Origin of the sequence: Pandoraea pneumonica (genome assembly GCF_902459645.1) — a bacterium.
Lineage (GTDB): Bacteria > Pseudomonadota > Gammaproteobacteria > Burkholderiales > Burkholderiaceae > Pandoraea > Pandoraea pneumonica.
This window is the reverse complement of record NZ_CABPSK010000001.1, coordinates 1,528,771-1,547,676: the sequence shown is the minus strand read 5'-3', so window position 1 is coordinate 1,547,676 and position 18,906 is coordinate 1,528,771. Positions and strand designations below refer to the sequence as shown.

Annotated in this window: 17 protein-coding genes; 16 read left to right on the top strand and 1 reads right to left on the bottom strand. The window is 62.6% G+C overall.

The genetic code is table 11. The features are described 5' to 3' along the window. Window positions 1-313 precede the first annotated feature (313 nt). The 11 genes from PPN31114_RS06730 (at window position 314) to rlmD (ending at window position 11,966) form a co-directional block, all read left to right on the top strand. Entirely contained in the window at window positions 314-1,039 is a 726-nt protein-coding gene (locus PPN31114_RS06730; RefSeq protein WP_246182419.1) for a helix-turn-helix transcriptional regulator, read from the top strand. A 193-nt stretch (window positions 1,040-1,232) separates the two neighbouring features. Continuing rightward, on the top strand, window positions 1,233-2,567 hold the full coding sequence (locus tag PPN31114_RS06725; RefSeq protein WP_246182418.1) for a CaiB/BaiF CoA transferase family protein: 1,335 nt from the start codon (window positions 1,233-1,235) through the stop codon (window positions 2,565-2,567). 82 nt (window positions 2,568-2,649) lie between these two features. Further along, the gene (locus tag PPN31114_RS06720; RefSeq protein WP_150678645.1) at window positions 2,650-3,681 is read left to right on the top strand and encodes an ABC transporter substrate-binding protein; all 1,032 of its coding nucleotides are present in this window, start codon (window positions 2,650-2,652) and stop codon (window positions 3,679-3,681) included. Then, window positions 3,681-4,493: an ABC transporter ATP-binding protein gene (locus tag PPN31114_RS06715; RefSeq protein WP_150679193.1), complete on the top strand. Its 813-nt coding sequence runs from the start codon at window positions 3,681-3,683 to the stop codon at window positions 4,491-4,493. The genes PPN31114_RS06720 and PPN31114_RS06715 overlap by 1 nt, the downstream gene beginning before the upstream one ends. 139 nt (window positions 4,494-4,632) lie before the next feature. After that, window positions 4,633-5,451, top strand: a complete 819-nt coding sequence (locus PPN31114_RS06710) for an ABC transporter permease (protein WP_150678644.1) — start codon at window positions 4,633-4,635, stop codon at window positions 5,449-5,451. A 95-nt stretch (window positions 5,452-5,546) separates the two neighbouring features. Then, window positions 5,547-6,308, top strand: a complete 762-nt coding sequence (gene surE, locus PPN31114_RS06705) for a 5'/3'-nucleotidase SurE (protein WP_150678643.1) — start codon at window positions 5,547-5,549, stop codon at window positions 6,306-6,308. Window positions 6,309-6,349: 41 nt separating this feature from the next. Further along, complete coding sequence (locus PPN31114_RS06700; RefSeq protein ID WP_370865837.1) at window positions 6,350-7,432, top strand: protein-L-isoaspartate(D-aspartate) O-methyltransferase; 1,083 nt, start codon at window positions 6,350-6,352, stop codon at window positions 7,430-7,432. Window positions 7,433-7,517: 85 nt separating this feature from the next. Further along, window positions 7,518-8,306: a peptidoglycan DD-metalloendopeptidase family protein gene (locus PPN31114_RS06695; protein WP_150679192.1), complete on the top strand. Its 789-nt coding sequence runs from the start codon at window positions 7,518-7,520 to the stop codon at window positions 8,304-8,306. 15 nt (window positions 8,307-8,321) lie between these two features. Further along, complete coding sequence (gene rpoS, locus PPN31114_RS06690; RefSeq protein WP_150678641.1) at window positions 8,322-9,425, top strand: RNA polymerase sigma factor RpoS; 1,104 nt, start codon at window positions 8,322-8,324, stop codon at window positions 9,423-9,425. 119 nt (window positions 9,426-9,544) lie between these two features. Next, window positions 9,545-10,321, top strand: coding sequence for a 3'-5' exonuclease (locus tag PPN31114_RS06685; RefSeq protein ID WP_150678640.1), 777 nt, complete (start codon window positions 9,545-9,547; stop codon window positions 10,319-10,321). A 112-nt stretch (window positions 10,322-10,433) separates the two neighbouring features. Further along, entirely contained in the window at window positions 10,434-11,966 is a 1,533-nt protein-coding gene (gene rlmD / locus PPN31114_RS06680; protein ID WP_174987743.1) for a 23S rRNA (uracil(1939)-C(5))-methyltransferase RlmD, read from the top strand. Window positions 11,967-12,093: 127 nt separating this feature from the next. Here rlmD and PPN31114_RS06675 read toward each other — a convergent pair whose 3' ends face one another. Next, window positions 12,094-12,792 (bottom strand): Bax inhibitor-1/YccA family protein, encoded by a 699-nt coding sequence (locus tag PPN31114_RS06675; protein ID WP_150678639.1) that lies wholly within the window; start codon window positions 12,790-12,792, stop codon window positions 12,094-12,096. A gap of 408 nt (window positions 12,793-13,200) precedes the next feature. On the opposite strand from PPN31114_RS06675, the gene ndk reads away from it, so the two are divergent. The 5 genes from ndk (at window position 13,201) to hisS (ending at window position 18,891) form a co-directional block, all read left to right on the top strand. Further along, the gene (gene ndk / locus PPN31114_RS06670) at window positions 13,201-13,626 is read left to right on the top strand and encodes a nucleoside-diphosphate kinase (RefSeq protein ID WP_150678638.1); all 426 of its coding nucleotides are present in this window, start codon (window positions 13,201-13,203) and stop codon (window positions 13,624-13,626) included. Between the two features lie 59 nt (window positions 13,627-13,685). Then, window positions 13,686-14,807, top strand: coding sequence for a dual-specificity RNA methyltransferase RlmN (gene rlmN, locus PPN31114_RS06665; RefSeq protein WP_150678637.1), 1,122 nt, complete (start codon window positions 13,686-13,688; stop codon window positions 14,805-14,807). Between the two features lie 261 nt (window positions 14,808-15,068). Next, window positions 15,069-16,151, top strand: coding sequence for a helix-turn-helix domain-containing protein (locus PPN31114_RS06660; protein ID WP_174987740.1), 1,083 nt, complete (start codon window positions 15,069-15,071; stop codon window positions 16,149-16,151). Between the two features lie 18 nt (window positions 16,152-16,169). Beyond that, window positions 16,170-17,450 carry a flavodoxin-dependent (E)-4-hydroxy-3-methylbut-2-enyl-diphosphate synthase gene (gene ispG, locus PPN31114_RS06655; RefSeq protein WP_150678635.1) on the top strand — a complete coding sequence of 427 codons (1,281 nt, stop codon included), beginning with the start codon at window positions 16,170-16,172 and terminating at the stop codon, window positions 17,448-17,450. 64 nt (window positions 17,451-17,514) lie between these two features. Continuing rightward, entirely contained in the window at window positions 17,515-18,891 is a 1,377-nt protein-coding gene (gene hisS, locus PPN31114_RS06650; protein WP_150678634.1) for a histidine--tRNA ligase, read from the top strand. Window positions 18,892-18,906: the final 15 nt, after the last annotated feature.

Sequence of the window (18,906 nt, the reverse complement as noted above, 5' to 3'; positions counted from 1 at the left end):
CGCGGTTTTGTTCGTTTGAGTAATTAATTTACGCAAATTGCGGTTTGTCGCGCAAAGGCAACAACGGTGGGCGTCACAGGCCCGCGGGCTCGCCGTTGCGCGGGCTTCGCGCATAAACTGGTCGGACAACGAGGTGACGCGTCGAACGTACAACCGGATAGCGCAAGACCGAAGACTTCTTCGGTTTTTGGCTGATGGACTGCGCAAAGGGTGGCCGCAGTCCGTAGACAACATGACAACACGACGCGCGTCACAAAATTAGCAAGTACGGGGAACGGCGGCTCAGGGGGCGGCCGTATCGACAGGGGAAACCATGCGTGTGCTGGTCGTGGGTGAGGCTGCCACCTGGCTGAGCGGCCTGCAAGTCGCGTTGCATACCGAAGCGAACGCGACACTACCGGTACTGCGTCACGTTGACGACGTCACGGGACAGGACTGGCTTTGGCTGCGCGAACTGCCGTCGCGGCGCGCGCTCGTGCTCGACGAGTCGGTGGCGCGCACGCCGGTCATCGATACCTTGTGTGCCATGGCTGGCGAATGTACGCCGCCGGTGCCGGTCATCGTGGTGGGCGATGCGGGTTTTCCCGACGAGATCATTCGCTGGTTACAGGCCGGTGTGACCGCGTGTCTGCCGTGGCCGAACTCGCTCGCGCGGATTCGTTCGGTCTTCGACGTGGCGTTTTCGGGCGGGCGTTACGTGCCCGAAGAAGCACTCTCGGCGTTGCTCGTGCTCTGGCGCCAGGAGGCGCTGGGCGAAGCGCTGCCGCTCTCGCGCATGCCGGTGTTTCCGTTGGGCGGCGACAAGGCGACCCAATTGGCGGAGTCGGCGCTGCTCGGCATCTCGCAGCGGCAGTATGAAATTCTCGCGTTGCTCTCGCGCGGTCTCTCGATCAAGACGATTTGCCAGCAATTGGTGATCTCCGAGGGGACGGCCAAGACGCACGTGTCGGCGTTGTACCGGCGGCTCGGTGCCCGCAATCGCGGCGAAGCCATTTACATCGCGGCGCAACGCGGCGCGCGCCATTTATTCGAGACGTGAGCGGGGCGAGCTGGCGTTTGGTGACGCCGCGCCTGATGCTGCCTGATGTCTCCTCAAGTCGCCTGAATTTGCCTATTTCGCACAGCAAAACAACGCGTCCGCCGGATAGTACTCATGCGGATGGCCGAGTGCGTGCACTCGCATTAACATAGGCGTTCGTTTGCAAACATCGGCAACCTTGAATTTGACGGTGATGTCCGTCGACGAAGCACAGGAGTCCACGTTGTCCAAGCCGTTCGAAGCTTCCGTGTCGCCACAGGCCGCCCAGGCCGCCACGACTGCCTCCCCCCAATCTCCGTCTGAAACCGCTCCCGCCGCCACCGGCTTGCCCGGCAAAGGTGCGCTCGCCGGGGTGAAGGTGCTCGAACTGGGCACGCTCATCGCCGGACCGTTCGCGGCGCGCATGCTCGGTGAGTTCGGCGCCGAAGTCATCAAGATCGAAGATCCGGAACACGGCGACCCGTTGCGCAAATGGCGCAAGCTGCATCCCGATGCGGGCGGCACGTCGCTCTGGTGGGCGGTCCAGGCGCGCAACAAGAAGTCGGTGACGATCAATCTCAAGTCGCCGGAAGGGCAGGAGATTGTGCGCAAGCTCGCGGCGCAGGCCGATATCGTGGTGGAGAATTTCCGCCCCGGCCTGCTGGAGCGTTTCGGGCTTGGCTACGAACAACTTTCCGCCGAGAACCCCGGGCTGGTGATGGTGCGTCTTTCGGGCTACGGACAGACCGGTCCCTATCGCGACCGTCCGGGTTTTGGCGCGATCGCCGAATCGATGGGGGGCTTGCGGCACATCACGGGCTATCCCGATCTGCCGCCACCGCGTATCGGTATCTCGATCGGCGATTCGATTGCCGCATTGCACGGCGTCATCGGCGCGATGATGGCGCTGCACCATCGCAACGTGAATGGCGGGCGAGGGCAGGTGGTCGATGTCGCGCTGTACGAGGCAGTGTTCAATCTGATGGAGAGCGTGGTGCCCGAGTACAGCGTGGCCGGTATGGTGCGCGAGCGTACTGGGGCATCGCTGCCGGGCATCGTGCCGTCGAACACGTATCCGTGCGCCGACGGCATGATCGTCGTGGGCGGCAACAGCGATCCGATTTTCAAGCGGCTGATGCATGCCATCGGGCGCGCCGATCTCGCGGAAGACCCGGGGCTCGCACATAACGACGGACGTGTGCCGCGCACCCAAGAGATCGACGATGCGATTGGCGGCTGGACCCGCGTGCGCCCCATCGACGAAGCCCTCGCTGTGCTGCAAGGGGCCGATGTGCCCGCGAGCCGCATCTACACGGTGGCGGATATGTTCCAAGATCCGCAATTCGCCGCGCGCCAGATGATCCAGCGCTTCCAGTTCCCTGACGGCACACCGATCGATTTGCCGAATATCACGCCCAAGCTGTCCGAGACGCCGGGCGAGACCCAATGGCTCGGCCCGGAACTCGGCGCCCACACGGACGAGGTGCTGGGGCAACTGGGTTATGATGCCGAGCAAATCAAACGGCTGCGCGAGAACAAGATTATTTAGGGCTGAGTAAGAACAAACCGGCAACAAGCCCTACGCATGTCGAAATAAAGAAAGCACGCTGTAACCACGGAGACAAAACCCTATGCAACGACGTCAGTTCGTGTCGGCCCTGGCCGCCACCGGTCTGCTGAGCGCAGGCATTCGCCCGGGCTTCGCACAAGCGAAACTCGAGAAGACCAAGATCGCCATCGCGGTCGGCGGCAAGAACCTGTTCTACTACCTGCCGCTCACCATCGCCGAGCGTCTGAACTACTTCAAGGACGAAGGGCTCGACGTCGAAATCTCGGACTTCGCCGGTGGCTCGAAAGCGCTGCAAGCGCTCGTCGGCGGCAGTGCCGATGTGGTCTCGGGGGCGTACGAACACACCATTCTGTTGCAGGCCAAGAACCAGTTCATCCGCGCGTTCGTGCTGCAAGGCCGTGCGCCGCAGATCGTGTTCGGCGTGTCGAACAAGACGATGCCGAACTACAAGTCGCTGGCCGATCTGCGCGGCAAGAAGATCGGTGTGACCGCCCCGGGTTCGTCGACCAACATCATGGCGAACTTCGTGCTGGCCAAGGGCGGCGTGAAACCCAACGAAGTGTCGTTCGTCGGTGTCGGGGCGTCCTCTGGCGCGCTGGCCGCGATCCGCTCGGGCAACATCGACGCCATCGTCAACCTCGACCCGGTGATCACGATGCTCGAGCGCGATAAGGAGATCCGCGTGATCTCGGACACGCGCACGCTCAAGGAAACGGTGTCGGTGTTCGGCGGCAATATGCCCGCTGGCTGCCTCTACACGAACGAGTCGTTCATCCAGAAAAATCCGAACACCACGCAGGCCCTCACCAACGCCATGGTGCGCGCGCTGCGCTGGTTGCAGACCGCCGGTCCGTCGGATCTCATCAAGACGGTGCCCGAGGCCTACCTGCTCGGCGACCGCGCGCTGTACCTCGACGCTTGGGGCCGCGTGAAGGAAGCCATCTCGCCGGACGGCATCATCCCGGCCGATGGTCCCGCGACGGCGCTGCGCACGTTGCAGGCGTTCGATGAGACGGTCAAGGGCAAGACGATCGATCTGTCCAAGACGTTCACGAACGAGTTCACGAAGAAGGCCGACGCCAAGTACAAATGATGACTGCGCCGGCTCTGAGTTTCGACAGCATTACCTGCACGTTCGTCGCACGCGACGACCGGAGTCAGCGCTACACCGCCGTGGCCGACACCTCGCTCGACATTGCGCCGGGCGAGTTCGTGTCGGTGGTCGGCCCGACCGGTTGCGGCAAGTCGACGCTGCTCAATGTGGCGGCGGGGCTGCTCATGCCGTCGTCGGGCACGGTGAAGGTGTTCGGCGAACCGTTGAAGGGCATCAACTCGCGCGCAGGCTACATGTTTCAGGCCGAAGCGCTGATGCCCTGGCGCAACGCGATCGACAACGTGACGGCAGGCCTCGAGTTTCGCGGGGTGCCCCCCGACGAAGCGCGCGCGCGTGGCGACGAATGGCTCAAGCGCGTGGGGTTGGGCGGGTTTGGCGATCGCTACCCGCATCAACTCTCGGGCGGCATGCGCAAGCGTGTGGCCATGGCGCAGACGCTGATTCTCGATCCCGACATCATTCTGATGGACGAGCCGTTCTCGGCGCTCGATATCCAGACGCGTCAGCTGATGGAGAACGAGTTGCTCGAACTGTGGGCCGCCAAGCGCAAAGCGGTGCTCTTCATCACGCACGATTTGGACGAGGCGATTGCCTTGTCCGACCGCGTGGTGGTGCTCGCCGCCGGGCCCGGCACCCATCCGATCGGGGAGTTTCGTATCGATCTGCCGCGTCCGCGCGATGTGGCAGAGATTCGGAATCATCCGCGCTTTACCGAGCTGCATGCCCAGATCTGGGATGTGCTGCGCGAAGAGGTGTTGAAGGGCTACGCCCAACAGCTCAAGGCGGTCTGAACGTCATGGGGCAAATCTTGAACTTTGTGAGCGTCGCCTGTGGCTTTGCGCCGTGGTTCGACTGGCTGGATTGGTTCGATTTGCCCGACGGCTTTGGCTTCTTTGATTGGCTCGTCTGATTTCCCGGAATTCGTTCGTCATGCGTAATCGTTCGATCATGCGCCATTTGCGGTTGTGGCAATGGCTGCTGCTGGTAGTGAGTTTTCTGGTCTGGTACGTACTGACCAGCCCCACGCTGCTACCCGCGTTTTACTTCGATAGTCCCGACAAGGCCGCCTTCTTCTTCGGGGAACCGCAGAAGGTGCTGTGGCAGATTTGGCAGTGGTTCGCCACGGGGGAAATCTATCTGCACCTCGGTGTGACCTTGCTCGAGACCGTGCTCGCGTTTGCCATCGGCACGGTGGCCGGGTTGGCGGTCGGGCTGTGGCTTGCGCTCTCGCCGAGTGCCGGGGCGTTGCTCGATCCGTATATCAAGGCCGCCAACTCGATGCCGCGCGTGATTCTCGCGCCGATCTTCGGCGTGTGGTTCGGGCTCGGTATCTGGTCGAAGGTGGCGCTCGGTGTGACGCTGGTGTTCTTCATCGTGTTCTTCAACGTCTATCAGGGCGTGAAGGAAGTCAGCCCGGTCGTGCTCGCCAATGCGCGCATGCTTGGCGCGAATCAGCGTCAGTTGCTGCGTCGCGTGTATCTGCCGAGTGCGACGAGCTGGGTGTTCTCCAGCCTGCACAACTCGGTGGGCCTCGCGTTCGTCGGGGCGGTGGTGGGCGAGTATCTGGGGTCGGCGCGCGGCGTGGGCTACCTGATTCTGCAAGCCGAAGGCACGTTCGACATCAATGCCGTGATTGCCGGGGTGTTGATCCTGACGGCGTTCGCGCTGGTGCTCGACGGTCTGGTGGGTGTGGTGGAGAAGCGACTGCTCGTCTGGCAGCCGCAGGCGGGCGAAACCGAGAAGATGTAGCGGGGCGGCATGGGCGCCGGAGACTGCCGCGCCTGTGCGTCTGACGCCTTGTGAGCGTCATATCCGGGGGGCTTTCCTCGGTTACAATTGCCCACATGCGAATCCTGCTCAGCAACGACGATGGGTATCAGGCGCCAGGCCTGGCCGCGCTTTACGAAGCGCTGGCCCCGCTTGGCGACATTACCGTGGTGGCGCCCGAACAGAACTGTAGCGGTGCGTCCAATTCTCTGACCCTCCAACGCCCGCTGTCCGTCTTCAAAGGCAGCAACGGGTTCACGTTCATCAACGGCACGCCGACCGATTGTGTTCACGTGGCGCTGACCGGGCTGCTCGACGAGCGGCCCGACATTGTGGTCTCCGGTATCAACAATGGCCAGAACATGGGCGAAGACACGCTGTATTCCGGCACTGTCGCAGCGGCGACCGAAGGCTTTCTCTTCGGCATTCCGTCGTTCGCCTTCTCTCAGGTCAATAAGGGCTGGGATCACCTCGATAGCGCCGCTCGTGTGGCGCGCGACGTGATCGAGCGCTATATGGAAAGGCCGCTCGGCGCGCCGTTTCTGCTCAACGTCAATATCCCCAATTTGCCGTACGACAAGCTCAAGGGCGCCCAAGCGACGCGTCTGGGCAAGCGGCATCAGTCGCAGCCGGTGATCCGTCAGGAAAGCCCGCGCGGCGAAACTATTTACTGGATCGGTCCGGCCGGCGACGCGCGCGATAGCAGCGAAGGCACCGATTTTCATGCCGTGGCGCACGATTACGTCTCGGTCACCCCCTTGCAACTGGATCTCACGCATAACGCACGGCTTGGAGTCGTGCATGACTGGCTGGCCAGCGCAGGGGTGGCCCAACGATGACGACACCGCCGAAGCGTTTTCCTCTTCCTCTTTCCGAAGTCATGACCCGTCGCCAACGCAAGGCGCCGGTGCTCGACAAGGCATCGCGGGCGAGCCCCGCCGGTGCCCCACCCGCCGCGATGACGCGTGCGAGTTCGCCGCCCACACAGGGCACGAACGGGGCCAATGGGTCCAATGCGGCTAGTGGGGTGAAAGGGGTAGGGAAGACGCCTTCGGCTGGTCATGCGGCGAATCCGCATAGCGGACTGCGTCCGGCGGCCACGCCCATGGCAGGCGCGTCGGCGCGCCCGGTTGGGGCGCTGCGCCCCGGTCACGGTCCGACAACCAGTTTGCATGGCACGGCGCGGCCGACGCCGGTCACCGATACGAAAGTCAAGCCGGTGACCACGGTGAAGAGCAAGGCGCACGTGGCGCCCGTCAAAGTTTCAACAGGCAACACCGGGCGGCATGCGAAGCCGGCGCCGGTGCCATCGCCCGACGGCATCGGGCTTACGTCGGAGCGTGTGCGCGTGCGCATGGCTGAACGCGTTGCCGCATCGGGCGTCAAACACGCTGGTGTGCTGGCGGCGCTGGCCACGGTGCCGCGTCACGGGTTTGTCGACGCAGGCTTGGCGAATCAGGCTTACGAAGACGCGGCGCTGCCGATCGGTCACGGTCAGACGATTTCGAAGCCATCGGTGGTCGGGCGCATGATCGAGTTGCTGCTCGCGAGCGGCCGTCCGCTGGAGAAAGTGCTCGAGATTGGCACGGGCTGCGGATATCAAGCTGCCGTGCTGTCTTGTGTGGCGCGCGACGTGTACTCGATCGAACGGGTGCGCCCGCTGCACGAACGGGCGAAAGCCAACCTTCGGCCGTTGCGCGTGCCGAACATTCGACTGCATTACGGCGACGGTCGGCTCGGTTTGCCAGCCGTCGCACCCTTCGACGGCATTGTGATCGCCGCCGCCGGACTCGAGATTCCGGATGCGCTGCTCGATCAGCTTGCCGTCGGTGCACGCCTTGTCGCCCCGGTGGGCGGCGAGCAACAGATTTTGACCCTCATCGAGCGTGTCGGTGCGCGCCAGTGGCGCGAGACGCAACTTGATAGGGTGTTATTCGTCCCCTTAAAATCGGGCATCATCTAAGCCCGTCGGGCCTATTCTGCGGAGGAATTGAGTGAATTTGCGAGCGGGTATTCAACAACGCGTCGCCAGTGTTCTGTTGCTGAGCATGCTGGCCGCATGCGCATCGCGACAGGTGGGCGCACCGGTCGTTGACCGTACCGTAGGCGGTACAACGACCGACAGCAGTGTGACGGGGGCTCCCGTCATCGACAACACCCCGGTGCCGCCGGGCTTTTATCGCGTCAAACCGGGCGATCGACTCTATCGGATCGCGCTGGAGAACGGTCAGAACTATCGCGACATTGCGCGCTGGAACAATATTCAAAACCCGGATCAGATCGAAGTCGGTCAGGTCTTGCGTGTGAAGCCGCCTGTTGGCGACACGGGGACGCCGCTGCCGGCGCCGATCGCATCGAATGGCGGTACGCCGATGACTACGAGCCCGAACCCGGCATCGGTGCCGCCTGCGGTCGTGCCGCCGCCGAGCAGCTCTGCGGCAACCGCTGCGCCGAGCGCAGTGTCGAGCGGCGACTTGGCCCTGTCGTGGCCGGCGAAGGGCAGCGTGGTCGGCCGCTTCGACGACTCGAAGAACAAGGGGCTGAACATCGCGGGCAATGCGGGCGACCCGGTTTTTGCAGCCGGCGCGGGCAAAGTGGTGTACTCGGGGGCTGGTCTGCGCGGTTACGGCAACCTTGTGATCATCAAGCACGACTCGACCTTCTTGACGGCGTATGCGCACAACCGCACACTGTTGGTCAAAGAAGGCGACAGCGTTATGCGCGGTCAAAAAATTGCCGAAATGGGCAATTCCGATGCAGACCGTGTGATGTTGCACTTCGAGGTGCGCCGTGATGGCAAACCTGTGGATCCGATGAAGTATTTGCCGCCTCAATAAACAAGGCAGGGTCGAATGCTCAAGAGAAAGCGTCGTACTTCGCAAGAGGAAGACCTCGCTGCCCCGGAGCCCGATCAAGAAGTCGACGATCGGCAATCCCGGCAGGACGAGGACGTGGACGACGCTTTCGACGAGCGCGAGGCGGAGGAGGATGACGCCTCGTCATCCGATGAAGACGGCGGCGAAGGCAGCAGTGAAGGCTCGTCGAGCGGACGCAAGCGCAAAGCTGCCGATGCCGACGACTTCGGCACCGTGCTTCAGGCCGAACTTACTGCCGATACCGTCCAGCACTATCTCAATCGCATCAGCGTCAAGCCGCTGCTCACGCCCGCCGAGGAACTCGATTACTCGACGCGTGCGCAGGCCGGTGAGTTCGCTGCACGTCAGGTGATGATCGAGCGCAATCTGCGCCTCGTCGTGAGCATCGCCAAGGGCTATCTCAATCGCGGGGTCCCGTTGCTCGATCTCATCGAAGAGGGCAACCTCGGGCTCATGCACGCGATCGAGAAGTTCGACCCGGGCCGCGGCTTCCGTTTCTCGACCTACGCGACGTGGTGGATTCGCCAGAGCATCGAGCGCGCCATCATGAATCAGGCGCGTACGGTGCGCTTGCCGGTGCACGTCATTCGCGAACTCAATCAGGTGCTGCGCGCTAAACGCCATCTCGAGAAGAGTGCCGCTTATGTGGATGGCGGCGAACAGCGCGACGCCAGTATCGAAGACATTGCCGATCTGACCGGCAAGACGCCCGACGAAATTACCGACATTTTGGCGCTCAACGAGCATGTGGCCTCGCTCGATGCGCCGCTCGAAATCGACCCGGGCAGCAGCCTGCTCGATTTGCTCTCCGACGATCACAGCCAAGCGCCCGAGCAGGAAGTGCAGCACCGCGAGCTGGAAGATCTCATGCGGTTATGGCTCTCGCGGCTCTCGACTAAGCACCGCTATGTGATCGAGCGTCGCTTCGGTCTCAATCGTGTTGAGCCTGCCACGCTTGAAGAGCTCGCCGACGAGATGGGGCTGACCCGTGAGCGCGTGCGCCAGATTCAGCAGGAGGCGCTGGTCAAGCTCAAGCGCTACTTCGCCTCGAACGGCGTGCGTAAGGACGCGGTGCTCTAAGCCCTCCGAGTCGTTAGCGCCCGCGGCGCAAGCTGAGGGCGCGTCGGGCTTTCCGGCACCCGTGACCTCTGCGGTCGTGACGGTCGACGGCCTTTTCTCTTCCTTTTCCGATTTTCATCATGGCATCTCCCGTACTCGTCTTCGACATTGAAACGATTCCCGACGTCGATGGCCTGCGCCGTCTCGAACCGGCGTATGCCGGGTTGTCGGACGACGCCGTGGCCGAAGCCGCCTTCGCCGCGCGTCGCGAAAAAGTCGGGCACGACTTTCTCCCTTTGCATCTGCACCGGATTGCCGCGATTTCGTGCGTGTTTCGGGATCGCGACGGCTTTCGTGTGAAGTCGCTCGGCACGCTCGAAGATGGCGAGGCGGCGCTCGTGTCGGGCTTCTACCGCACGATCGAGAAGTACGCGCCGCAACTCGTGTCGTGGAACGGCGGCGGCTTCGATCTTCCCGTGTTGCACTACCGCGCGATGATTCACGGCGTGGCCGCGCCGCGCTATTGGGACATGGGCGAAGACGATCGCGAATTCAAATGGAATAACTACATCAGCCGCTATCACCAGCGCCATCTCGACCTGATGGACCTGCTGGCGATGTATCAGGCGCGCGCCAATGCGCCGCTCGACGATCTGGCGAAGTTGTGCGGGTTTCCCGGCAAGCTGGGCATGGACGGCAGCAAGGTGTGGGAAGCGTATCGCGATGGCAAGCTCGAAGAGATTCGCAACTATTGCGAGACCGATGTGGTGAACACGTACCTCGTGTATTGCCGCTATCAACTGATGCGCGGCGGCTTGCGTCAGGCGGAATACGAGCAGGAAATCGAGTTCGTGAAGCGCTCGCTGGGCGACGAGGCTGCACCGCACTGGAAGGAATATCTCGACGCTTGGGTGTAAGTCGGCGCGGGGTGCGACGACCGATGCGCGGCAATTGAGGGTTCGCGCCTGCATACTGCGGGCGCGAATCGATTAAAATGCCGGGTTTGCTGTCGCACATGAGAACAAAGACGTGACCCGCTCCTCCCGAAACTCCTCGCGTGGCCGGCCGAGTGCTGAGCCCGGCATTATCGATATCGAATCGCTCGACATGGAAGCGCGCGGCGTTGGCCGCACCGCCCCGGAAGGCGAGCCGGATACGCCGGAATACAAGCCCGGCAAGGTGATCTTCGTCGAGGGCGCGTTGCCGGGAGAGCGCGTCAAGTACCTAAGCTATCGCCGCAAACCCAAATTCGAACAAGCTGACACGCTCGAAGTGCTGCGTGCCAGCCCGATGCGCGCCAAGCCGCAATGCCCGCATTTCGGCAAGTGCGGCGGCTGCTCGATGCAACATCTGGAGCCGCGCGCACAGATCGCCATCAAGCAGCGCGTGCTTGAGGACAACCTCGCGCGACTGGGGAAGGTCAAGGCCGAGACGATGCTGCGCCCGATTCAAGGGCCGGATTGGGGCTACCGTTTCCGTGCGCGTCTGACCGTGCGCTACGTGCCCAAGAAGGGCGGGGTGCTTATCGGCTTCCATGAGCGCAAGAGCAGCTACGTCGCCGATATGGATTCGTGCGAAGTGCTGCCGCGCCATATTTCCGACATGCTCGTGCCGCTGCGCCGCTTGGTGGAATCGCTGTCGATTCGCGAGCGCTTGCCGCAGATCGAACTGGCCATCGGTGCCGATGTGACGGCGCTGGTGCTGCGCATTCTCGAGCCGCTCACGCCGGAAGACGAAGCGATTCTGCGCACGTTCGCCGACGCCAATCGTGTGCAGTTCTGGGTGCAGCCGAAGGGGCCGGACACGGCGGTGCCGTTCTACCCGCTCGAACCTGAGCTGCACTACACGCTGCCGGAATATCAGATTCGGATGCCGTTCAAGCCGACGGATTTCACGCAGGTCAATCATCAGATCAATCGCGTTCTCGTGCATCGCGCGCTGCGGTTGCTCGCGCCGGAATCGAACGAGCGCGTGCTCGATCTGTTCTGCGGGCTGGGTAACTTCACGTTGCCGCTGGCGCGGCGTGCTGGCACGGTCATGGGCATCGAGGGCAGCACGGCGCTCACCGAGCGCGCGCTCGCCAATGCGCAGCGCAATGGTGTTGCGGCGCATACGGAATTCGCGTGCCGCAATCTGTTCGACATCACGGCAGACGATATTCGTGCGCTGGGGGCGTTCGACCGGTATCTGATCGACCCGCCACGCGAAGGCGCGCTTGCGGTGTCGAAGGCGTTGGCCGAACTCGCGCAGCAGGGCTATGAGGGCTTGCCGAAGCGCATCGTCTACGTGTCTTGCAGCCCCGCGACGCTTGCGCGCGATGCTGGACTGTTGGTGCACGAAGCGGGCTATCGCCTGACGCAGGCGGGTGTGGTGAATATGTTCCCGCACACGTCGCATGTGGAGTCGATGGCCGTGTTCGAGCATGAAAGCATCGGTCAGCCGTGGGTGCCGCGTGTGCGCGTATCGGAGGAAGACCCGGCGGCGGCCGCGCAGACCGACGAAGGCGTGGAAGCCATTGCGGGTGTTGCCGACGGCGAGGGCGTGATTCACGAAGGCGCGTAATATCCTCAGGGCCTTATTAAGGCCCAATCAAGGCCAGGCCGACACGCCAAAGAAAAAAGCCAGTCCCGAAGGACTGGCTTTTTTTGTACTGCCAAGGCCGTGACGGGCGAGAGCCCGCCGCGTCCGGTTAGTTGCGGTTGCCGCCCAGCACGCCGAGGATGGCGAGCAGGTTGGTGAAGATGTTGTACAGGTCGAGGTAGATCGCGAGCGTGGCCGTGACGTAGTTCGTCTCGCCGCCGTTCACAACGCGCTGCACGTCGAACAGGATGTATGCCGAGAAGATCGCGATGGCGAGCACCGAGACAGTCAGCATCAGCGCCGGCAGTTGCAGCCAAATATTGGCGATCGAGGCGACGATAATCACCAGCACGCCCATGAACAGCCACTTGCCCAGACCGCTGAAGTCGCGCTTGCTGACCGTGGCGACGGTGGCCATCACGCCGAAGATGACGGCGGTGCCGCCGAACGCCAGCATGATGAGCGACGCGCCGTTCGAGAATCCGAGCACAAAGCTCAGCATGCGCGTGAGCATCAACCCCATGAAGAAGGTGAAGCCCAGCAGCAGTGCGACGCCGACGCCGCTATTCTTGAAGCGCTCGATGGCGAACATGAAGCCGAAAGCGATCGCAAGGAAGGCAATGACGCTGACCATCGGGCTGCCCGCGAACAGCGCGAAGCCGTAAGTCACGCCCAGCCAGGCTCCCGCAATCGTCGGCAGCATCGACAGCGCGAGCAGCCAGTACGTATTGCGCAGCACCTTGTTGCGCACCTGTACGGTCGTCACGCCTTGCCCGCCGTAGCCGAAACGTTGGAAATCCTGGTTCATATATGGTGTTCTCCGTGGTCATTGTGTCCGCCAGCGGGGCCGGTGGACGTCTTGTGACGCTTTTTACGATGACCGGCGAATGCCGGTGTATCCCCCGCAGCCGTTGGTCTGGCTTGTCGTCGATGTCACAGGATATCGAAAGATGTCCCGGAATGCGCTCAGAAGATGCTCTGAATGTTTGGGCAAATGCCCGAAAATTCAAGCCGGCTGGATGCCGTCAACCTTTCCATGGCGGGAAGGTGGGGAATCCCGATGCCACGCAAATCTCGCTAACAAGCCGGACAGTCCCGGCCGTCCTGCGTTTGAGCGGTGCGCGCACTGTAGGTTCCATCACCATCATAACAGCCTTCGTGCTACAATTACGGGTTCATGTTGGTTATATAACTGCTTAATTTTTTGGAGTTTTTCATGGCAGTCGAACGCACTCTTTCGATTATCAAGCCCGATGCCGTTGCCAAGAACGTGATCGGCCAGATTTACAGCCGTTTCGAAGGCGCGGGCCTGAAGATCGTTGCTGCCAAGCTCGTGCAACTGTCGCGCGCTGAAGCCGAGCAGTTCTACGGTGTTCACAAGGAACGTCCGTTCTTCAAGGACCTGGTCGACTTCATGATCTCGGGTCCGGTCATGATCCAAGTGCTCGAAGGCGAAAACGCTATCGCCAAGAACCGCGATCTGATGGGCGCTACCGATCCGAAGAAGGCTGAGAAGGGCACGATTCGCGCCGATTTCGCCGACAGCATCGATGCGAACGCTGTTCACGGTTCGGACGCCGCCGAAACGGCTGCTGTCGAAGTGTCGTTCTTCTTTGCTGGTTTGAACGTCTACGCGCGCTAATGCGCGTTTAGCCGCTCAATCGCAGGAAGTTACCGAAGGGATGTTGACGGACCAGGGCCATGACCAACCTTACGAATCTGCTTGATTACGATCCGGACGGTCTGGCCGCCTATTGCGGCACGCTCGGTGAAAAACCGTTCCGTGCGCGACAGCTCCAGCGTTGGATCCACCAGAACGGGGCCGCCGATTTCGACGGCATGACCGATCTGGCCAAGTCGTTGCGCGAGAAATTGCACACCCGTGCAACGATCGCGGCACCGGCGATCATCACCGACCACGTGTCGACCGATGGGACGCGCAAATGGCTGCTGGACGTGGGCAACGGCAATGCCGTCGAGACCGTCTACATCCCTGAGGAGACGCGTGGCACGCTGTGCGTTTCGTCGCAGGCGGGCTGCGCTGTCAACTGCCGGTTCTGTTCGACCGGCAAGCAAGGTTTCTCGCGCAATCTCTCGCTAGGCGAGATCATCGGCCAGTTGTGGATGGCCGAATTTGCGTTGCGCCGCGATCTCGGGCGCGAAGGCAAGAACGAGCGCGTCATCACCAACGTGGTGATGATGGGCATGGGCGAGCCGCTGCTCAATTTCGAAAACGTGGTGGGCGCCATGCGCCTCATGCTCGACGACAATGCCTACGGGCTGTCGCGTCGCCGCGTGACGTTGTCGACGTCCGGCGTGGTGCCGATGATGGACCGCCTGGGCAAGGAGCTGCCCGTTGCGCTGGCCGTCTCGCTGCACGCACCGAATGATGCGCTGCGCGATGTTCTCGTGCCGCTCAATAAGAAATATCCGCTACGCGAACTGATGGGCGCGTGCGAGCGTTACCTGGAAGTGGCGCCGCGCGATTTCATCACGTTCGAGTACTGCATGCTCGACGGTGTGAACGACACCGAAGCGCATGCGCGCGAGCTCGTCGCCCTTACGCGCGACGTGCCGTGCAAGTTCAATCTGATTCCGTTCAATCCGTTTCCCGAATCCGGCCTGCTGCGCTCGAAGGATCCGCAAATCAAGCGGTTTGCGCAGATCCTGCTCGATGCAGGCCTCGTCACGACCGTGCGCAAGACGCGCGGCGATGACATCGACGCGGCGTGTGGTCAGCTCGCCGGCGAAGTGCAGGATCGCACGCGGCTTGCACAGCGCGGCAAGTTCGGGAAAATCGCGGTCGAGGTGCGTACCGTATGAGGTTGCGCATGGGCGGGCGCGGACCGTGGCCAGGGCCGTCGGCCCGGCACGTGCCATGCCGCCCGGCGAATCAGTCACGCACTACAGCATTCCTCGCGCGGAGCATCGACGATGCTTCGCGCGATTTCGTCAGTTCCACACCGAATCGTCCGAAGCGTCGCGCAGATCTTCACGCCGCGCGCAAGGTGGGTGACGTGATGGAGTTGTCGTCAGCATATCCTCAGCCGCGGCATGCGGCTGCTTACGAACGGGGGCGTATCGATGGATAACCAGAATCAGGCGGACGCAGGCGGGCAAACCGGGGCTCAGGGCCAGGGAATGCCGTCGGGATCGGCCGCCGGATTGGCTGAGCTGGGCGCGCAGGTGGGTGCGCAACTGGCGGCATTGCGCGAGAAGCGCGGCATGTCGATTGAAGACGTGTCGGCGCGCCTGAAAGTCTCGGTGCAGAAGCTGCAACGTCTGGAATCCGGCCAGTGGGATGCCTTGCCGGAAATGCCGTTTATTCAAGGGGTCGTGCGCAGCTACGCGCGCATGCTCGGCGGTGACCCGGAACCGATGATCGAGCCGCTGCGCCGTTTTGGCCGCGCGGCACCGATCGATATTCCGCAGGCACCGACCGGCCAGCCCAGTATTCCGAAGAGCCCTGTGCGCTTCCGCTCGCCGGTTGCCGCGTCGCAGGCCAAGTGGCCGTGGGCGCTGGCTGCGCTCGTGGTGATTGCCGGTGCCGCGTGGTACTTCGGCAATGCTCACAAGCCGACGCGCGGCGCGACCGAGCCCGCCGACCTGGCGAGCGCGCCGTCTGCACAAGGCGTGGAAGCCGCCGAGCCGGCCAGTCAGCCGGTGGTGGCCGACGCCAACGGCACGCCGCCGGGCGCCGATGGCAGCAATAACGTGAACACCGCCGCGAATAACGGCAATACCGAAAGCACTGTTAATGCGGCAACGGCTAGCTCGGCAACTGCCGGCGCTGGTTTGATCGCTGCTGTCGATCCGACGCATGTGGTGGCGGGTCTGGCGGCGAGTGCATCGGCCGCCAAGGCGGCAGCCGCGCCGGTCGCTTCGGCGGCATCAGCCGCATCGGCGGTAGGCGCGGGTACGCCGGGTAATGGCAAGATTGCGTTGCACCTGAAGGCAGACAGCTGGATCGAAGTGAAATCGAAGGACGGCAAGGTGCTGTTCTCCCAGCTGATGCGTGCAGGTGCCGAACAAGAAATCACGGGCGATGCGCCGCTCAAGATCGTTGTGGGTAACGTCGCGGGCGTCGAGTCGCTGGAGTTCAACGGTCAACCGGTCGAGATCAAGTCCCGTAATGCGGGCAACGTGGCGCGTCTGACGCTCCAGTAAGACCGAAAGAGGGTAATCATGGCTTCTGTAGAATGCATGCCGATCATTGGCGGTCCGGCGCCGCGCCGTCAGTCGCGTAAAGTCGCGATCCGTTGGGGCGGCCAGCTTGTGACGGTCGGCGGCGACTCGCCGATTCGCGTGCAATCGATGACCAACACCGACACCGCAGACGCGATCGGCACGGCCATTCAAGTGAAAGAACTGGCGCAAGCGGGTTCCGAATTGGTGCGTATCACCGTCAACACGCCGGAAGCCGCGGCGGCGGTGCCGGCGATTCGCGATCAACTCGATCGTATGGGCGTGATGGTGCCGCTGGTGGGCGATTTCCACTACAACGGGCACAAACTCCTCAACGACTATCCGGCCTGCGCCGAAGCGTTGTCGAAGTACCGTATCAACCCGGGTAACGTCGGTCAGGGCGCGAAGCGCGACACGCAGTTTGCGCAGATGATCGAAGCCGCCTGCAAGTACGACAAGCCGGTGCGTATCGGCGTGAACTGGGGCAGTCTGGACCAGTCGCTGCTCGCACGCATCATGGACGAGAACGCTGCGCGTGCGACCCCGTGGGAAGCGCAGAGCGTGATGTACGAAGCGCTGATCACGTCGGCGCTCGAATCGGCAGAGCTCGCGCAACGTGTGGGGCTGTCGGCCGACAAGATTTTGCTGTCGTGCAAGGTCAGCGCCGTGCAGGACCTGATCGCTGTGTACCGCGAGTTGGCCAAGCGTTGCGACTACGCGTTGCATCTGGGCCTGACCGAAGCGGGCATGGGATCGAAGGGCATCGTGGCATCGACGGCGGCACTGTCGGTGCTGTTGCAAGAAGGCATTGGCGACACGATCCGTATTTCGCTGACCCCGGAACCGGGCGGCGCGCGTACGGGCGAAGTTGTGGTGGCGCAGGAAATCCTGCAAACGATGGGCCTGCGCGCGTTCGCGCCGATGGTCATCGCTTGTCCGGGTTGCGGTCGTACCACGAGCACGGTGTTCCAAGAACTTGCCTCGAAAATTCAGACGTATCTGCGTGAACAAATGCCGGTGTGGAAGGCTCAATATCCGGGCGTCGAGAACATGAACGTCGCGGTCATGGGCTGCATCGTGAATGGCCCGGGCGAATCGAAGCACGCGAACATCGGCATCAGCTTGCCGGGTTCGGGTGAATCGCCGGCGGCGCCGGTGTTCGTCGATGGCGAGAAGGTGCGTACGCTGCGCGGCGACCATATCGCGGAAGAATTCCAGCAGATCGTCGACGACTACGTGAAGACCCGCTACGCACAGACCGAAGGCACCGTTGCCGCCTAAGTCGGGCGATATCTAACGATATCCATCGAACGACGCGAGATCGCGCGGGCAGGACAAAGAGAATATGACTGAAGAAAAGAAGAAGCGCCTCCCCAAACTGGCTGGCGTGAAGGGCATGAACGACATTCTTCCGCAGGACGAAGCCCTGTGGGAGTTCTTCGAAGAATCGGTGCGCGCGATGTTGCGCGCCTATGGCTATCAGCAGATCCGTACGCCGATCATCGAGCACACGCAGCTCTTCACGCGCGGCATCGGTGAAGTGACCGATATCGTCGAGAAGGAGATGTACAGCTTCACCGATTCGCTCAACGGCGAACAGCTGACGATGCGCCCGGAAGGCACGGCCGCCGCCGTGCGTGCCACGCTCGAACACAATCTGCTGTACAGCGGCCCGAAGCGCCTGTGGTACTTCGGCCCGATGTTCCGTCACGAGAAGCCGCAGCGCGGCCGTTATCGCCAGTTCCATCAGGTGGGCGTTGAGGCCCTCGGTCTCGCCGGCCCGGATGCGGACGTCGAAATCATTCTGATGTGCCAGCGCCTGTGGGATGATCTCGGCCTGACCGGTATTCATCTGCAACTCAACTCGCTGGGGCAAGGCGAAGAACGCGCGCGTCACCGTGCCGATCTGATCGCTTACCTCGAGAAGCACGTCGATCTGCTCGATGAAGATGGCAAGCGCCGTTTGTACACGAACCCGCTGCGCGTGCTCGATACGAAGAACCCGGCGATGCAAGCCATGGTCGAAGGCGCACCGAAGCTGATCGATTACCTCGGCGAGGCGTCGATCAAGCACTTCGAAGGCGTGCAGTCGCTGCTCAAGGCGAACAACATTCCATTCACTATCAATCCCCGTCTGGTGCGTGGTCTCGACTACTACAATCTGACGGTGTTCGAGTGGGTGACCGACAAGCTCGGCGCGCAGGGCACGGTTGCCGGCGGTGGACGTTACGATCCGCTGATCGAGCAACTCGGCGGCGACGCCACGCCGGCATGCGGCTGGGCGATGGGCGTGGAGCGCATTCTCGAACTGCTGCGTGAAGACGATCTCGTGCCGCAAGCCGAAGGTGCGGACGTGTACGTGGTGCACCAGGGCGAAGCCGCCGTGGCACCGGCCATGATCGCCGCAGAACGTATGCGCGACGCCGGCCTGAACGTCGTGTTCCATTGCAGCCCGGACGGTAAGGGCAGCAGCTTCAAGTCGCAGATGAAGCGTGCGGACGCGAGCGGTGCGAGCTTCGCGATCATCGTTGGCGAGAACGAAGTGGCATCGGGCACGGTGGTGGTCAAACACCTGCGTGCGGCCGATCCGTCGAACAATCAGACGAGCGTGCCGTTCGACGGTCTCGCCGAGCACTTGATCGACGCCATCGTCGCGAGTGCCGACGAAAGCGTGAACGAAAGCCTGGCCAGCGATGGTGCAGGCAACGAAACGATTCACTAATCCAAGACGCCAGAC

What these genes read in the sequence shown, in the direction of transcription:
- surE (WP_150678643.1), top strand. Translation starts at nt 5,547, where the DNA reads ATGCGAATCCTGCTCAGCAACGACGATGGGTATCAGGCGCCAGGCCTG.
- PPN31114_RS06720 (WP_150678645.1), top strand. Translation starts at nt 2,650, where the DNA reads ATGCAACGACGTCAGTTCGTGTCGGCCCTGGCCGCCACCGGTCTGCTG.
- PPN31114_RS06695 (WP_150679192.1), top strand. Translation starts at nt 7,518, where the DNA reads ATGCTGGCCGCATGCGCATCGCGACAGGTGGGCGCACCGGTCGTTGAC.
- hisS (WP_150678634.1), top strand. Translation starts at nt 17,515, where the DNA reads ATGACTGAAGAAAAGAAGAAGCGCCTCCCCAAACTGGCTGGCGTGAAG.
- PPN31114_RS06700 (WP_370865837.1), top strand. Translation starts at nt 6,350, where the DNA reads ATGACCCGTCGCCAACGCAAGGCGCCGGTGCTCGACAAGGCATCGCGG.
- PPN31114_RS06675 (WP_150678639.1), bottom strand. Translation starts at nt 12,792, where the DNA reads ATGAACCAGGATTTCCAACGTTTCGGCTACGGCGGGCAAGGCGTGACG.
- PPN31114_RS06685 (WP_150678640.1), top strand. Translation starts at nt 9,545, where the DNA reads ATGGCATCTCCCGTACTCGTCTTCGACATTGAAACGATTCCCGACGTC.
- ispG (WP_150678635.1), top strand. Translation starts at nt 16,170, where the DNA reads ATGGCTTCTGTAGAATGCATGCCGATCATTGGCGGTCCGGCGCCGCGC.
- PPN31114_RS06715 (WP_150679193.1), top strand. Translation starts at nt 3,681, where the DNA reads ATGACTGCGCCGGCTCTGAGTTTCGACAGCATTACCTGCACGTTCGTC.
- ndk (WP_150678638.1), top strand. Translation starts at nt 13,201, where the DNA reads ATGGCAGTCGAACGCACTCTTTCGATTATCAAGCCCGATGCCGTTGCC.
- rpoS (WP_150678641.1), top strand. Translation starts at nt 8,322, where the DNA reads ATGCTCAAGAGAAAGCGTCGTACTTCGCAAGAGGAAGACCTCGCTGCC.
- PPN31114_RS06725 (WP_246182418.1), top strand. Translation starts at nt 1,233, where the DNA reads ATGTCCGTCGACGAAGCACAGGAGTCCACGTTGTCCAAGCCGTTCGAA.
- PPN31114_RS06710 (WP_150678644.1), top strand. Translation starts at nt 4,633, where the DNA reads ATGCGTAATCGTTCGATCATGCGCCATTTGCGGTTGTGGCAATGGCTG.
- rlmN (WP_150678637.1), top strand. Translation starts at nt 13,686, where the DNA reads ATGACCAACCTTACGAATCTGCTTGATTACGATCCGGACGGTCTGGCC.
- PPN31114_RS06660 (WP_174987740.1), top strand. Translation starts at nt 15,069, where the DNA reads ATGGATAACCAGAATCAGGCGGACGCAGGCGGGCAAACCGGGGCTCAG.
- PPN31114_RS06730 (WP_246182419.1), top strand. Translation starts at nt 314, where the DNA reads ATGCGTGTGCTGGTCGTGGGTGAGGCTGCCACCTGGCTGAGCGGCCTG.